Genomic DNA, 14312 nt, shown 5'->3' with positions numbered 1-14312 from the left:
CATGTTCACCGGCATCGTCGAGGAGTTGGGTGAGGTCGTCCGGGTGACGGCCACCGCGGGAGACTCCGCGCTGGTCGCCGTCCGCGGGCCGCTGGTCACCGCCGACGCCCGGCACGGGGACTCCATCGCCGTCAACGGGGTCTGCCTGACCGTCGTGGACGTCGACGGCGGGGTCTTCACCGCCGACGTCATGGGCGAGACGCTGCGCCGCTCCGCGCTGGGCGCGCTGCGCCCGGGCGACAGCGTCAACCTGGAGCGGGCCGCCACGCTGGGCAGCCGCCTCGGGGGGCACCTCGTGCAGGGCCACGTCGACGGGGTGGGGGAGGTGCTCGGCCGCGAGCCGGCGCCGCAGTGGGAGACGGTGCGGTTCCGGCTCCCCGCGCACCTGTCCCGGTACGTGGTGGAGAAGGGCTCGATCACCGTCGACGGCGTGTCGCTGACCGTGGCCGGCGTCGGGCCGGACTGGTTCGCGGTGGGCCTCATCCCGACCACCCTGAAGCTCACCACCCTCGGCGGGCGCGGCGTCGGTGACCCGGTGAACCTCGAGGTGGACGTGCTGGCCAAGTACGTCGAGCGGCTGCTCGGCGACCGGGCCACCGGCGCCGGGCCCGCCGTCGGAGCCGACCCGGCACGCGGCGTCGCGGCGCCCGGGCCCGCCGAGTCCGACGCGGTGGACGGCGCGGCGCCCACCGGCGAGGTGGCCTGATGGGCGCGCTGCACTGGCTGCTCGACGCGCAGGTGAGCGTCGCCGGCTCGCCCGTACTGGTCCGGGAGATCGTCGGCAACGTCTTCGGGCTGGTCTCCGCGCTGCTGGGCCTGCGCCGGCTGGTCTGGGCCTGGCCGGTCGGCATGGTCGGCAACGCGCTGCTGTTCACCGTCTTCCTCGGCGGGGCCTTCGCCACGCCGCAGGCGCACGACCTGTACGGCCAGGCCGGCCGGCAGGTCTTCTTCTTCACGGTCAGCGTCTACGGCTGGTGGCGCTGGTCGCGTACCCGCCGGCTCGGCCTGGTGCCGGACCGGGGCGCCGTGGCGCCGCGCTGGGCCACCGGCCGGGAGCGGCTGGCGCTGCTCGCCGCCGCCGTGCTCGGCACCGCCGCCGCGTACCCGTTGCTCGCCGCCCTCGGCTCCTGGGGGCCGCTGCCCGACGCGTGGATCCTCACCGGCAGCCTGCTCGCCACCTACGGCATGGCCCGCGGCTGGGTCGAGTTCTGGCTGGTCTGGATCGCCGTGGACGCGGTCGGCGTCCCGCTGCTGCTCGACGGCGGCTTCTACCCGTCGGCGGCCATGTACCTCGTCTACGGAGCGTTCTGCGTCTGGGGCTTCGCCAGCTGGTGGCGCACCTCCCGGGTGCTGCGACCCGCGCGCGTCCCGATCCCGCCGACCTACACGGAGGCCGTCGCATGACCACTTTCTCCTCCATCGAGCAGGCGGTGGCGGACATCGCCGCCGGGCGGCCCGTCGTCGTGGTCGACGACGCGGACCGCGAGAACGAGGGCGACCTGATCTTCGCGGCCGAGCTGGCCACCCCGGAGCTGCTCGCCTTCATGGTGCGCCACACCTCCGGCTACGTCTGCGTGCCGGTCACCGAGGAGGAGGCCGACCGGCTCGAACTGCCGCCGATGTACCACACCAACCAGGACCGGCGCGGCACCGCGTACACGGTGACCGTCGACGCCCGCGAGGGGGTCAGTACCGGCATCTCGGCCGCCGACCGGGCGCACACCATCCGGCTGCTCGCCGACCCGACCACCGGGCCGGCCGACCTGGCCCGCCCCGGTCACGTCGTGCCGCTGCGCGCCCGGCCGGGCGGCGTGCTGCGCCGGCCCGGGCACACCGAGGCCGCGGTGGACCTCGCCCGCATGGCCGGCCTGCGCCCGGCCGGCGTGCTGTGCGAGCTGGTCAACGACGACGGCACCATGATGCGGCTGCCGGACCTAGAGAAGTTCTGCGCCGAGCACGCGCTCACGCTCGTCACCATCGCGGACCTGATCGCCTACCGGCGGCGTACCGAGAAGCAGGTCGAGCAGGTCGCCGCCGCCCGCATGCCCACCCGGCACGGGGTGTTCCGGGCGCTGGGCTACCGCACCGAGAACGACGCCGCCGAGCACATCGCGATGGTCTACGGCGAGATCGGTGACGGGCAGGACGTGCTGGTCCGGGTGCACTCCGAGTGCCTGACCGGGGACGTGTTCGGCTCGCTGCGCTGCGACTGCGGCCCGCAGCTCGACGCCGCCCTGGCCCGGGTCGCGCAGGAGGGGCGCGGCGTGGTGCTCTACATGCGCGGCCACGAGGGACGGGGCATCGGGCTGCTGCACAAGCTCCAGGCGTACCAGTTGCAGGACCTGGGCCGCGACACGGTGGACGCCAACCTGGACCTCGGCCTGCCGGCCGACGCCCGGGACTACGGCACCGGCGCCCAGATCCTCTACGACCTCGGCGTGCGGTCGATGCGGCTGCTCACCAACAACCCGGCGAAGCGGGCCGGGCTCGAGGGGTACGGCCTGACGATCACCGGGCGGGAGGGGCTGCCGGTGCGCCCGCACCCGGAGAACGTGCGGTACCTGCGCACCAAGCGGGACCGCATGGGACACCTGTTGGACGAGTTGGACGAGATCACCGAGGCGCCGGCCGGCCGGCTGCCCGCCGGTGACGAGATCGGAGCGTAGACATGGCGGGATTCGGCGAGCCGGGCGCGGCACCGGTGGACGCGACCGGGATGACGGTCGGCGTGGTGGCGGCGCGGTGGCACGGCGAGCTGACCGACCACATGCTCGAACGGGCGGTCGCCGCCGCCGAGGCGTGCGGGGCGCGGGCCGTGGTCGCCCGGGTGGCCGGCTCGGTGGAGCTGCCGGTGGTCGCCCAGGCCCTCGCCCGCCGCTACGACGTGGTGGTGGCGCTCGGCGTGGTCGTCCGCGGCGCCACGGCGCACTTCGACTACGTGTGCCGCTCGGTCACCGACGGGTTGACCCGGGTCGCACTGGACGAGGGGAAGCCGGTGGCGCACGGTGTGCTCACCGTGGACACCATCGAGCAGGCGCGGGACCGGGCCGGCCTGCCCGGTTCGGCCGAGGACAAGGGCTGGGCGGCGACCGTCGCCGCGCTGGACGCGGCGCTGGCCGTCCGGTCGGTCGAGTCCACCAACGGCCACCGGGTCGGCTTCGCCGGCTGACGGCTCGTGGAGTACGCCGAGCTGCCCGCGCTGCGGATGGCCTACCGCACCTGGGGCCCGCGGCACGGGCGGCCGGTGCTCCTGCTCCCCGGTGGCGCGGCGGACGGCTCCACCTGGGCCACCGTCGCCGCCCGGCTGGCCGACGACGGCCTGCGGTCGTACGCCCCGGACCCGCGCGGGTTCGGGGCCAGCGACCGCACCGGCCCGTACGGCCTCGCGGTCGCCCGCGACGACGTGCACGCCCTCTGCGACGTCCTCGCCCTCGACCGGCCGGTGCTCGTGGGGCACTCCTCCGGGGCGGTGGTCGCCGCGCTGTTCGCCGAGGCGTACCCCGACCGGGTGGCGGCGCTGGTGCTCGAGGAGCCACCGCCGCCGGTCCCGCTCGGACTCCGGCTGCCGGCGCGACCGCCCGGGCCTCTCGGGTACGACTGGGCCGCCCGCGAGGCGGTGGTCGCCGACCTCAACGAGCCCGACCCGGACGGGTGGGAGCGGTTCGCGCGGATCACCGCGCCCACCCTCGTGGTCGCCGGCGGGCCGGCCAGCCACCTGCCGCAGGTCGACCTCGCCCGGATGGCGGCCCGGTTGCCCGCGGGCGACCTCGTGACCATCGACGCGGGGCACGCCGTGCACGCGTCCCACCCGGACGAGTTCGTGGCCGCCCTGCGGGCCTTCCTGCGGTCCCGCTGGGTGAACGGGGCCTGACCCGGCGCGTCCGCGGCGCCGGGGCGCTGGAAGAATCGCGGTGTGAAGACGTTCGAGGAGTTGTTCGCCGAGCTGCAGGCCAAGGCCGCGGCCGGCACTCCGGGTTCGGGCACGGTCGCCGCGCTCGAACGCGGGGTGCACTTCATCGGCAAGAAGGTCGTCGAGGAGGCGGCCGAGTCGTGGATGGCCGCCGAGCACGAGGGCCGGGAGCGGGCCGCCGAGGAGATCTCCCAGCTGCTCTACCAGACCCAGGTGCTGATGCTCGCCACCGGCCTCGAGCTCAAGGACGTCTACCGACATCTGTGAGTGCGTCCCGTCGTCGACCGAACCGACTGCTAGGAGCACTCCGACATGCTGCGTGTCGCCATTCCCAACAAGGGCACCCTCGCCGAGCCGGCCGCCCAGATGCTGCGCGAGGCGGGCTACCGCCAGCGCACCGACCCGAAGGACCTGGTCTGCCGGGACGAACCCAACAACGTCGAATTCTTCTACCTGCGCCCCAAGGACATCGCCACCTACGTCGGCTCCGGTGACCTGGACCTCGGCATCACCGGCCGGGACCTGCTGATCGACTCGGGCGCCCCGGCGGAGGAGGTGGTCGACCTGGCGTTCGGCCGGGCCACGTTCCGCTTCGCCGCCCGCCCCGACGCCATCGAGTCCGTGAAGGAGCTGGGCGGGCACCGCGTCGCCACCGCGTACCCGGGGCTCGTCGAGCGGCACCTCGCCGAGCTGGACGTGAAGGCCGACGTCATCCGCCTCGACGGCGCGGTCGAGAACGCCGTACGGCTGGGCGTCGCCGACGTCGTGGCGGACGTGGTGGAGACCGGCGCGACCCTGCGCCAGGCCGGGCTCGTGGTCTTCGGCGAGCCGCTGCTGCGCTCGTCTGCGGTGCTCGTACGCCGCGCCGGCGCGCCCGCGCACCCGCAGGCCGAGCAGCTGCTGCGCCGGCTGCACGGCGTGCTGGTGGCCCGCCGCTACGTGATGCTCGCGTACGACGTTCCCGCCGGCCTGCTGGACCGGGCCAGCTCGCTCACCCCGGGCATCGAGTCGCCCACCGTGTCGCCGCTGCACCGGGAGGGCTGGGTCGCCGTGCAGGCCATGGTGCTCCGCGACGACGTACACCGGATCATGGACGAGCTCTACGAGCTCGGCGCCCGAGCCATCCTCGTCACCAACATCCACGCCTGCCGGCTGTGACGGCGACGCCGGCGGCACCCGGGTCCGCGTCCGGTCCCGAGCCCGCGCCGGACGGGGCGGCCCGCGTCGGGGAGCCGGCGGAGCCCGCCCTGGGTGGGGCAGCCCGCGTCGGGGAGCCGGCGGAGCCCGTCCTGGGTGGGGCGGCCCGTGTCGGGAAGCCGGCGGCGGGCCGGTCGCCCCGCGTCGCGGACCCGGTGTCGCCGCCGGTCGCCGGCCCCGGCGAACCGGCGCCCGGGGGCGTCCCCGGCCGGCAGCGGGCGAGGCCCGGCGAGGAGTCTCCGGTGCCCGAGGCCACGGCGGCGGCCGTCGTACCGCCGGCGGCGGCGCGCCCGGCGCGCGGCCCGCTTCCCGCGTGGGCGGCGCTCTCCGTCGTGGCGGCGGTCGGCGTCGCGTCGGCCGCGCAGGGAGCGGCCAACGGTGAACTGGGCGTACGCCTCGGCGAACCGACCCTGGCCGCGGTCGTCAACAACGCCGGCGGCACGCTGCTCGTCGTCCTCGGGCTGGTCGTGCTGCCGTCGATGCGGACCGGGATCGCCGCCCTGCGCCGCGCCCGGCTGCCCTGGTGGAGCTACCTGGGCGGGCTCGGCGGAGCGGCGATCGTGGTGCTCGGCGCGTACGTGGTGCCGGCGCTGGGGGTCGCGGTGTTCACGATCGCCCAGGTGGCCGGGGGCAGCCTGGGCGGGCTCGCGGTCGACCGAGGCGGCCTCGCCCCGGTGGGCCGGCTTCCGCTCACCGCTCCCCGGATCACCGGGGGGCTGCTCGGCGTGGCCGCGGTGGCGCTGGCCCAGCTCGGCCAGCCGGTCGGTGACCTGGCTCTCGGTCTCGTCCTGCTCGCCGTGGCCGGCGGGCTCGGGGTGGCGCTGCAGTCCGCGCTCAACGGCCGGGTCTCCGCGGCCAGCTCGTCGGCCGCCGGGGTGGCGGTCAACTTCGCGGTCAGCACACCCGCGGTGCTGCTCGTCGCGGCGCTGGCCGGCGCGCTCACCGGACCGACGCAGCCCTGGCCGTCCGCCTGGTACCTGTACACCGGCGGGCTGCTCGGGGTCTGCATCGTGGCGGGACTCGTGGTCGGGGTCCGGTCGGCGGGGGTGCTGCGTACCGGGCTGGCGCTCGTGGCCGGCCAGCTCGGCGGGGCCCTGCTGCTGGACGCGCTGCTACCGGGCGGCCCGGGCGCCCGGCCGGCGGTCCTGGCCGGGGCGGTGCTGACCCTGCTGGCGGTCGTCGTGGCGGGCCGCGAAGGCCAGCGCCGCTGACCGGCCCGGCCTGCCTGTCGGGCGCCGCCGCCGGCTTGTCCTACGAGCCGGAGGACCGGGTGTGGATCGCCGACGACCGGTCGACCGTGGTCTCGCCCGGCGGCCGGTTGACCGGCTGGCTCGCTCGGCGGCCGGTTGACGGCTGGGCTTGCTCGGCGGCGGGTCGACGGGTGGGCTTGCCCGGCGGCGCGGCTGCCGCCGCGGGCGGCTGGCCCGGCGGGCGAGGGCCCCGGCGCTGCCACGGTCCCGGCGCCGGGACCGTGGCAGCGTGGCGCCGGTGAGCGCCCGCAGGGCGGGTGGCAGACTGGTGGGGTGAGCGAACCCGAGTTGATCCGACTCCGGCCCCGGCGTATCCGGCTGGTCTGCTGGGCCTCGGCGGCCGCCCTGGTGGTGGTGTTCACCCTCGTGGCCACCTCGCTGCGCGGCCCCACCGGCGACGGCTACGGCACCTTCCAACGTGGCGACCAGCTCGCCATGGTGGGCCTCGGCATCTTCGGCGCTCTCGCGTTCCTGCTGTTCACCCGGCCGCGGGTCGAGGCGGACGCGCGGGGCGTGCGGGTCCGCAACGTGCTCGGCTCGTACGAGCTGCCGTGGGAGGTCGTCCGCGGCATCCGCTTCGACCGGGGGGCGCCCTGGGCGAGCCTCGAACTGCACGACGACGACCTGGTACCGATCGTCGCGCTCCAGGCCGCCGACAAGGAGCTGGCTGTGGAGGGCGTACGCGCGCTGCGCCGCCTCCACCAGGCTCACCTGGCGCGCCTCACCGAAAACGCCCCGGGCCGCTGACGGGAACCCATGCCTCACGGGGGTTCCCCACCCCCCTCTCCCGCGATCTTGCACTTTCGGCCCCTGGATTGCGTGGTATGTCCGTGATGCCCGGGCAGAAAGTGCAAGATCGCCGGGGCGCTGTGCCCCGGGGTCACCCGCCTCACGCACTTCCGCCGATGTGGCGGTCTCGCGGGGAGCCGGAGGCCGCCAGATCGGCGACATGGTGTCGATCACGGTTCCCAAGTTCGTGATCGACTCGAGTTCCCTGAGGTCGCGGTGTCCCGGGCGTCGCGACAGCTCGACTTCCAGGAAGTCGAGTGGATCACCGGCGCCCAGCCCGGCCCATGCTGCCGAGCTGAGCCGCTGAGTGGCTGGCGGGTGGCGGGTGTCCGGTTTGGGTGTGGGGTGGCGGAGGGTGTAGTGTTGTCGAGTCGACCAGGCTGTCCGCGTGTGTGCGGGCGGCATGAAAGTGGAGCGCCTGCTCCCACCCGAGTCGCCGAGACGGCGGCCGGGTCCGGTCACCGGTTCCGGGCGTGTCCCGGTTCCGGATGCGCGATCATGTGATCGTGCCGACCGGTCGAGCGGGCCCTGGCATGCGCCGGGGCCTTCTGCTTTCCGGTCGGCTCCCGCCCGGGAGCCGCAGGGTCGGCACGTAGCAGACACTCGACTCGAGGAGGCCCCATCAGCGTCGAACCACGCGTGAACGAGCAGATCCGGGCACGTGAGGTCCGACTGGTCGGCCCCGAGGGTGAGCAGGTGGGCATCGTCCCGCTGGAGCGCGCCCTTCAGCTGGCCGCGGACGTCGATCTGGACCTGGTCGAGGTTGCGCCGATGGCGCGCCCGCCGGTGTGCAAGCTCATGGACTTCGGCAAGTTCAAGTACGAGAGCGCACTCAAGGCGCGCGAAGCGCGGCGTAACCAGCAGCAGACCGTCATCAAGGAGATGAAGCTCCGGCCGAAGATCGATCCGCACGACTACGAGACCAAGAAGGGTCACGTGGTGCGGTTCCTGAAGGCCGGCGACAAGGTCAAGGTGACGATCATGTTCCGCGGTCGCGAGCAGAGCCGCCCGGAGCTGGGTTACCGGCTCCTGCGCCGGCTCGAGTCGGAGATCTCGGAGCTGGGGTACGTCGAGGCCGCTCCGAAGCAGGACGGCCGCAACATGATCATGGTGCTCGCGCCGCACCGCGCCACCAAGGCCGCCGCGGTCGCCGCGACGGCTTCTCGTGGCGGGGCGCCTCGGGAACGGGCCGAGGGGTCCGCCGAGGCCGGCGAGACCGCAGCAGCCGGTGAGACCGGCGCAGTCGCCGACGAGAGCGGCGAGTAACAGGGGAGAAGACGTTCCACATGCCGAAGATGAAGAGCCACACGGGTATGGGCAAGCGGGTCAAGGTGACCGGCAAGGGCAAGATCGTTGCCCAGCAGGCCGGCCTCCGCCACAACCTGGAGAAGAAGCCCTCCACCCAGACCCGTCGGCTGACCGGCACGGTCGTGCTGGCCAAGGCCGACGTCAAGCGCATCAAGAAGCTGCTCGGCCGCTGACGCGCGCCACCTGAACGTACGAAGGAGTTGAGATGGCACGCGTCAAGCGGGCTGTGAACGCCCAGAAGAAGCGCCGTACCCTGCTCGAGACCGCGAGCGGCTACCGCGGTCAGCGCTCGCGCCTCTACCGCAAGGCCAAGGAGCAGGTGCTGCACTCGATGCAGTACGCCTACCGGGACCGGCGCGACCGCAAGGGCGACTTCCGGCAGCTCTGGATCCAGCGGATCAACGCGGGCGCCCGCGCCAACGGGATGACCTACAACCGCCTGATCCAGGGCCTCAAGCTGGCCGGCGTCGAGGTCGACCGGAAGATCCTGGCCGACCTGGCCGTCAACGACGCCGCCGCGTTCGCGGCGATCGTCGAGGTCGCCCGGGCCGCGGTGGCGGCCCACGGCACCGGTGGCGCGGCGGCCCAGGCCGCCTGATCCCCTGCGCTGGTTCGAGGCGCCCCTCGTCGACCCCGACGGGGGGCGCCTCGCGCATGTCCGAGGAGAAAATGCTCTTCACCCCGCGTACGCCCCGGGTGGTCGCCGCCCGCCGGCTGCACCGTCGCCGGGACCGCGAGGCGACCGGACGCTTCCTCGCCGAGGGCCCGCAGGCGGTGCGTGAGGCGCTGGCCGCGCCCGGCGTGGTCACCGAGTTGTTCGGTACGCCGGCCGCGCTGGACCGCCACGCCGAGCTGGCGGCCCTCGCCGCCGGCGGCGACGTGCCGGTCTCCGAGGTGACCGACGACGCGCTCGCGGCCCTCGCCGAGACCGTCGCCCCGCAGGGCCTCGTGGCCGTCTGCCGGCACCTCGACGTTCCGCTGGACCGTGCCCTCGCCCGCGGGCCCCGGCTCGTGGCGGTGCTCGCCGAGATCCGCGACCCGGGCAACGCCGGCACGGTGCTGCGGACCGCCGACGCGGCGGGCGCCGGCGCGGTGGTCTTCGCCGGCGACGCCGTCGATCCGTACAACGGCAAGTGCGTGCGGTCGTCGGCGGGCAGTCTCTTCCACCTCGACGTGGTCCGCGCCGCCGACCCGCTCGACGTGGTGGCCGCGCTGCGCGCGGCCGGCCTCGCGGTGCTCGCCACCACGGGCTACGGCGAGGACGACCTCGACGACCTGGCCGACGACGGCCGTCTGGCCGCGCCTACCGCCTGGCTGTTCGGCTCGGAGGCGCACGGGCTGCCGCGGGCGCTCACCGACGCCGCCGACGCCCGGGTGCGGGTGCCGCTGCACGGGCGCGCCGAGAGCCTCAACCTGGCTGCGGCCGCGGCCGTCTGCCTGTACTCTTCAGCGAGAGCACAGCGCCGGCCGCCACACGGTCGACCGGCCGTCACGACAGGGGAGAGCCGCCGTTGATGAACGCGCCACGGCGTTCGTTTAGCCAGCCCGCCGGTGTCGGCGGGCGGCGGGCCTGACCTGCTCCCTGCGCAACTCCCACCGGCGGGCTGCGGCACAGCCGCGCGTCCGTAGACTCGCTTCGCCGCCCCGCGAGGGCCGGCGCCGCCGTGAGGGAGTGCCCGTACGCCATGACCTATCGCAACGATCCGTACGACCCGAAGCAGGTCGCCCTGCTCGACCCGGCCGCTCTGGCCGACGCCGTGGCCGACGCCGAGAAGGCGTTCGCCGGGGCCGCCGACCCGGACGCGCTGACCGCGCTGCGCCCGGCGCACCTGGGTGACCGGGCACCGGTGTCGCTGGCCCGCCGGGAGATCGGCGCGCTGCCACCGGCCGCGAAGGCCGACGCCGGTAAGCGGGTCAACGAGGCCCGTCGGGCGATCGAGTCCGCCTACGCCGCCCGCGCCGAGGTGCTGGAACGCGAGCACGCCGAGCGGGTGCTGGTCGCCGAGCGCGTCGACGTGACGCTGCCGTACGACCGGCGGCCCCGCGGCGCGCGGCACCCGTTGAGCACGCTCATGGAGCGGATCAGCGACCTCTTCGTGGGGATGGGCTACGAGGTGGCCGAGGGCCCCGAGGTCGAGCTCGAGTGGGTGAACTTCGACGCGCTGAACATCCCCGCCGACCACCCGGCGCGCGGGCTCATGGACACGTTCTACGTGGACCCCGCGGACCGGTCCGGCCTGGTGCTGCGTACGCACACCTCCACCGTGCAGACCCGCACCATGCTGAGCCGTACGCCGCCGATCTACGTGATCTGCCCCGGCCGGGTCTACCGCACCGACGAGGTGGACGCCACCCACAGCCCGGTCTTCCACCAGGCCGAGGGCCTCGTGGTCGACAAGGGCATCACGATGGCGCACCTGCGCGGCACGCTCGACCACTTCGCCAAGGCGATCTTCGGCCCGGACGCGAAGACCCGGTGGCGGCCGCACTACTTCCCGTTCACGGAGCCGTCGGCGGAGTTCGACGTGTGGTTCCCCGAGCACCGCGACGGTCCGCAGTGGGTCGAGTGGGGCGGCTGCGGCATGGTGAACCCGCGGGTGCTGCGGGCCTGCGGGATCGATCCCGAGGTCTACTCCGGCTTCGCGTTCGGCATGGGCATCGACCGGACCCTCATGGTCCGGCACGGGGTCAGCGACATCCGCCACCTCTTCGAGGGCGACGTCCGGTTCAGCCGGGCGCTCGGGACCGGGGCGTAGGGGATGCGGGCACGAGTTACGGAGACGGTGGTCTGAGTCATGCGAGTTTCTGTCAGCTGGCTGCGGGAGTACGTCGACCTCCCCGCCGACGTGTCCACCGGGGAGCTGGAGCGGGCCCTGGTCGGTCTCGGCATCGAGGTCGACTCGGCCGTCGACCTGCGCGAGACCGTCACCGGGTCGCTGGTGGTCGGTGAGGTGCTCGACATCGAGGAGCTCACCGGTTTCAAGAAGCCGATCCGGTTCGTCCGGGTCGACGTGGGCGCCGCCAACGGCACCGGCGAGCCGCAGGAGATCGTCTGCGGGGCGACCAACTTCGCCGTCGGTGACCGGGTGGTCGTCATCCTCCCCGGCGGCGTGCTGCCCGGCGGGTTCGCCATCGGGGCGCGCAAGACGTACGGCCGCAACTCCAACGGCATGATCTGCTCGGCCCGGGAGCTGGGCATCGGCGACGACCACGCGGGCATCCTGGTGCTGCCTCCGGCCAGCCCGGCGAAGCCCGGCGACGACGCCCGGCCGGTGGTCGGCCTCGACGAGGTCGTCCTGGAGCTGGAGATCACCCCGGACCGGGGCTACGCGCTGAGCGTACGCGGTCTGGCCCGGGAGCTGTCGCACGCGTTCGGCGTGCCGCTGCGCGACCCGGGCCTGCTGCCCGCGCCGGGCGCGACCGCCGAGCCGGCGTACCCGGTAGAGGTGCGCGACACCGTCGGCTGCGACAGGTTCGCGGCCCGGCTGGTCCGCGACGTCGACCCGAGCGCCGCCACGCCCGAGTGGATGCGGCGGCGGCTCACCACCGCCGGCATCCGCAGCATCTCCCTGCCCGTCGACATCACCAACTACGTGATGCTCGAACTGGGCCAGCCGATGCACGCCTTCGACGCCGATCGGATCGTCGGGCCGCTCGTGGTCCGCCGCGCCGAGGAGGGGGAGAAGCTCACCACCCTCGACGGCGTCGACCGCGTCCTCGCCCCCGAGGACATGGTGATCTGCGACGACACCGGGCCGATCTCGCTGGCCGCGGTGATGGGCGGCGAGACCAGCGAGGTCGTCGCCGACACCGTCACGGTGCTGTTCGAGGCCGCGCACTGGGACCCGGTGATGGTCGGGCGCACCGCCCGCCGGCACAAGCTGTTCAGCGAGGCGGCGAAGCGCTGGGAGCGGGGCGTCGACCCGGCGCTGCCGCTGGTCGCGCTGGAGCGGGCGGTACGGCTGCTCACCGAGCACGGTGGCGGCGCCGCGGGCGCCGAGATCCTGGACATCGACCACGTGCGGCCGCGTACGCCGATCACCCTGCCGGCGGACCTGCCGACCCGGCGGATCGGCGTGGACTACCCGCCGGCGCGCGTGGTGGCGCTGCTGGAGGAGGTGGGCTGCACCGTCGCGCAGGGCGTCGACCGGCTCGCCGAGGACCCGGGCTCCGTCGGCGTCGCGGCCGGCGCCGGTGTGGCGCTGACCGTCACCCCGCCGACCTGGCGCCCCGACCTCACCGACCCGGCCGACCTGGTCGAGGAGGTGGTGCGGCTCGACGGGTACGACAACGTGCCGTCGCTGCTGCCGGTGGCGCCGGCGGGCCGCGGCCTGACCTGGCAGCAGCGCCGCCGCCGGGCGGTCGCCCAGTCGCTGGCCGAGCGCGGGTACGTCGAGGTGCTCGCCCACCCGTTCGTCTCGCCCGAGCTGCCCGACCTGCTCTCGCTGCCGGCCGACGACCCGCGGCGGCCGGCGGTGCGGCTGGCCAACCCGCTGTCCGACGAGGAGCCCATGCTGCGGACCACGCTGCTGGGCCCGCTGCTCGGCGTCCTCAAGCGCAACCTCGGCCGCGGTCAGCGCGACCTCGCCCTCTTCGAGATCGGCGCGGTGTTCCACCCGCGTCCCGGCGCGGGCACGCCACCCGCCATGGGCGTGGACCGGCGGCCCACCGACGCCGAGTTCGCGGCCGCCGACGCGGTGGTGCCCGACCAGCCCCGGCACGTCGCCGCCGTGCTGACCGGGGAGATCGAGCTGTCCGGCTGGTGGGGCGCGGGTCGCGCGGCCGGCTGGGCGGACGCGGTCGAGGCGGGCCGTACGGTGCTCGCCGCCGCCGGCGTCCCGGCCGACCGGGTGGAGGTGCGGGCGGCCGCGTACGCGCCGTGGCACCCGGGCCGCTGCGCCGAACTGCTGGTCGACGGCACCGTGGTCGGGCACGCCGGCGAGCTGCACCCGACGGTCGTCGCGGCGCTGGAGCTGCCCCGGCGCACCAGCGCCATGGAGCTGAACCTCGACCTGCTGCCCGCCCCGCCGATGCTGCCGGCGCCCGCGGTCTCCGGGTTCCCGCCGGCGCTCATCGACGTGGCGCTCGTGGTGGACGAGACGGTGCCCGCGGCGCAGGTGGAGCGGGCGCTCGTCGAGGGCGCCGGTGAGCTGCTGGAGGACGTGCGCCTGTTCGACGTGTACGCCTCCGAGCAGCTCGGCGCCGGCCGCCGCTCGCTGGCGTACAAGCTCACCTTCCGGGCGCCGGACCGCACGCTCACCGTCGAGGAGGCGGTGGCCGCCCGGGACGCGGCGGTCGCCGTGGCCGCCGAGCGGTTCGGCGCCACCCTGCGCGGCGCCTGACGGGGTGCCGGCGGTCGGATGGCTGGTGGTGGTCGCCGCGGTCGTGGCGGCCGCCACCGCCCTGCTCTGGGCCCGCCGGCACCTGATGCTGGTCTCGGTGGTGGGGCGCAGCATGGAACCGACGCTGCGTCCCGGCCACCGGGTGCTGGCGCGCCGGGTGCCGCTGGCGCAGGTGCGTTCCGGTGACGTGGTCGTGGTGGTGGCGCCCGCGGAGATGACGGCCGCGGGCCCGGACCGGCCCGACGGCCGGCGCGACCTGCTGATCAAACGGGCGTACGCGGTGCCTGGGGAGCCGGTCCCCGTGGACCGGGTGCCGCTGCTGCGGGACCGGCCGGAGCGGGTGGTCCCCGAGGGGCAGCTCGTGGTGCTCGGTGACAACCCGCCGTTCAGCCACGACTCGCGGGAGTGCGGCTACATCCCGGAGAAGGACGTGGTCGGGGTGGTGATCCGGCCGCGGTTGCGCGCCGGGTGAGCGTCGCGCCGGCCGGTCCCGGGCACGCCGACGAGGCCCAACCC

Annotated in this window: 16 protein-coding genes; all 16 read left to right on the top strand. The window is 74.9% G+C overall.

The features are described 5' to 3' along the window. The first annotated feature begins 1 nt into the window (after window position 1). The 16 genes from D7193_RS00335 to D7193_RS00260 all read left to right on the top strand — a co-directional run bounded on the left by D7193_RS00335 (window position 2) and on the right by D7193_RS00260 (window position 14268). Complete coding sequence (locus tag D7193_RS00335) at window positions 2-706, top strand: riboflavin synthase (RefSeq protein WP_120777382.1); 705 nt, start codon at window positions 2-4, stop codon at window positions 704-706. Continuing rightward, window positions 706-1404, top strand: coding sequence for a nicotinamide riboside transporter PnuC (gene pnuC / locus D7193_RS00330; RefSeq protein ID WP_120777381.1), 699 nt, complete (start codon window positions 706-708; stop codon window positions 1402-1404). Before D7193_RS00335 ends, pnuC begins: the two co-directional genes overlap by 1 nt. Beyond that, a complete protein-coding gene (locus D7193_RS00325; protein ID WP_120777380.1) occupies window positions 1401-2666 on the top strand; it encodes a bifunctional 3,4-dihydroxy-2-butanone-4-phosphate synthase/GTP cyclohydrolase II in 1266 nt (421 codons plus the stop codon). Before pnuC ends, D7193_RS00325 begins: the two co-directional genes overlap by 4 nt. Before the next feature lie 2 nt (window positions 2667-2668). Continuing rightward, entirely contained in the window at window positions 2669-3169 is a 501-nt protein-coding gene (gene ribH, locus D7193_RS00320; RefSeq protein ID WP_120777379.1) for a 6,7-dimethyl-8-ribityllumazine synthase, read from the top strand. A gap of 6 nt (window positions 3170-3175) precedes the next feature. Further along, complete coding sequence (locus D7193_RS00315; RefSeq protein WP_120777378.1) at window positions 3176-3871, top strand: alpha/beta fold hydrolase; 696 nt, start codon at window positions 3176-3178, stop codon at window positions 3869-3871. 42 nt (window positions 3872-3913) lie between these two features. Beyond that, window positions 3914-4177 (top strand): phosphoribosyl-ATP diphosphatase, encoded by a 264-nt coding sequence (locus tag D7193_RS00310; RefSeq protein ID WP_120331238.1) that lies wholly within the window; start codon window positions 3914-3916, stop codon window positions 4175-4177. A 45-nt stretch (window positions 4178-4222) separates the two neighbouring features. Then, window positions 4223-5068, top strand: a complete 846-nt coding sequence (hisG, locus tag D7193_RS00305; protein WP_120777377.1) for an ATP phosphoribosyltransferase — start codon at window positions 4223-4225, stop codon at window positions 5066-5068. A 281-nt stretch (window positions 5069-5349) separates the two neighbouring features. Beyond that, complete coding sequence (locus D7193_RS00300; RefSeq protein ID WP_120779140.1) at window positions 5350-6318, top strand: DMT family transporter; 969 nt, start codon at window positions 5350-5352, stop codon at window positions 6316-6318. A 312-nt stretch (window positions 6319-6630) separates the two neighbouring features. Next, window positions 6631-7104, top strand: coding sequence for a PH domain-containing protein (locus tag D7193_RS00295; protein ID WP_120777376.1), 474 nt, complete (start codon window positions 6631-6633; stop codon window positions 7102-7104). A gap of 681 nt (window positions 7105-7785) precedes the next feature. After that, window positions 7786-8412, top strand: a complete 627-nt coding sequence (gene infC / locus D7193_RS00290; protein WP_120777375.1) for a translation initiation factor IF-3 — start codon at window positions 7786-7788, stop codon at window positions 8410-8412. Window positions 8413-8432: 20 nt separating this feature from the next. Next, complete coding sequence (gene rpmI / locus D7193_RS00285) at window positions 8433-8627, top strand: 50S ribosomal protein L35 (protein WP_007458415.1); 195 nt, start codon at window positions 8433-8435, stop codon at window positions 8625-8627. A gap of 32 nt (window positions 8628-8659) precedes the next feature. After that, window positions 8660-9052 carry a 50S ribosomal protein L20 gene (rplT, locus tag D7193_RS00280; RefSeq protein WP_120777374.1) on the top strand — a complete coding sequence of 131 codons (393 nt, stop codon included), beginning with the start codon at window positions 8660-8662 and terminating at the stop codon, window positions 9050-9052. Between the two features lie 56 nt (window positions 9053-9108). Next, window positions 9109-9969 (top strand): TrmH family RNA methyltransferase, encoded by an 861-nt coding sequence (locus tag D7193_RS00275; protein WP_241562764.1) that lies wholly within the window; start codon window positions 9109-9111, stop codon window positions 9967-9969. 170 nt (window positions 9970-10139) lie between these two features. Then, entirely contained in the window at window positions 10140-11210 is a 1071-nt protein-coding gene (pheS, locus tag D7193_RS00270) for a phenylalanine--tRNA ligase subunit alpha (RefSeq protein WP_120777372.1), read from the top strand. Window positions 11211-11249: 39 nt separating this feature from the next. After that, window positions 11250-13796: a phenylalanine--tRNA ligase subunit beta gene (gene pheT, locus D7193_RS00265; protein ID WP_120777371.1), complete on the top strand. Its 2547-nt coding sequence runs from the start codon at window positions 11250-11252 to the stop codon at window positions 13794-13796. 4 nt (window positions 13797-13800) lie between these two features. Continuing rightward, window positions 13801-14268 carry a S26 family signal peptidase gene (locus D7193_RS00260; RefSeq protein ID WP_206611829.1) on the top strand — a complete coding sequence of 156 codons (468 nt, stop codon included), beginning with the start codon at window positions 13801-13803 and terminating at the stop codon, window positions 14266-14268. The last annotated feature ends 44 nt before the right edge of the window (window positions 14269-14312 follow it).

Source organism: Micromonospora costi (assembly GCF_003626655.1).
GTDB classification, from domain to species: domain Bacteria; phylum Actinomycetota; class Actinomycetes; order Mycobacteriales; family Micromonosporaceae; genus Micromonospora; species Micromonospora costi.
The sequence above is the reverse complement of the archived record's forward strand: the minus strand, read 5'-3'. Positions and strand labels throughout refer to the sequence as shown.